Annotated in this window: 1 pseudogene; it reads right to left on the bottom strand. The window is 33.6% G+C overall.

What is annotated here, in order from left to right:
* Nucleotides 1–1011, bottom strand: a pseudogene (locus AC1DJR_RS31305) (type IV secretory system conjugative DNA transfer family protein); the annotation flags it as partial.

Genomic DNA, 1011 nt, shown 5'->3' with positions numbered 1-1011 from the left:
AAGTTATATACCTTTTCGCAGAAGTCATTAGATGGCTCGATAACTGTAAGACCATTTACCTGCGTTCCTTTTACATCCTCTGAATGATAATCTTTTCTTGCATATAAGGTTTTAAAGTTATTAATCATTGAAGCCATATAGTCAAGAATTTGATTAGCAATTGGTAAACCTAGTGCAGCTGATTTACCTGTACCAATGTTACCGATGATCATTATATTAAGTGTTAAAGACTTACCTTGTATTACTGCCATTTCCCGTGTAGCACTGTTAGGACCAAGAAAGATATCGGGTTCTGGCAATTTTGATGGATTTTTTTCAGTGAAAAATCTGTGTAATGAAGTAGCAAGTTTCCGTTGACGATCATCATTCAAAAAGGAAAGCATCCAACCAGGTATTTTAAATACGCATTCCCATTTTCCGAATTCATCTAAAAGCTCTTTTTTATGTTCATAAAAAATCTTAAAGAGCCATAAGAGCACGAGAATAATAATAATTACAGGTATAGCAAATACAAGGTGCATGATATTACTAAAATTTGAAAGTATAGTAGCCTCTAATCCTTTGTCATTTAGTGAAACTTCTCCAGCTTTCGAATGTAAGAATGGAATAAATATCTTAGCTAATGGAACACTAAATGCCCATAAGTACTGGGCAACTATACCAATTAACATCATCGAGAAAATAAACCATCTACGCTTTATCTCCTGATAGGTCTTAACCTTGGTTGATAGTTGCCAAGTATAAATTAAAATCCAAAAGCTAAAAAAGGTTTCAATGTAATAATTAGTTTCAAACGGATTACCCAAGATACTTAAAGTAGGTAATGGAGCCCCCATTTGTATTGACCAGAAAGAAGTGTATTTATATATTCCTCTAAAAGCAAAATACCAAGCTAGCAGAAGTAGTAATGTCACAACATAGTAAGATGAGCGGGCTGCTAAACGATATTTCCAGCTTTTTGTAATGTCGATTGTAACTGTATAGGAATTTTTTTTGCTCTTTCCGGCTTTT

The organism is Bacillus sp. 05T31 (assembly GCF_056396725.1).
The sequence above is the reverse complement of the archived record's forward strand: the minus strand, read 5'-3'. Positions and strand labels throughout refer to the sequence as shown.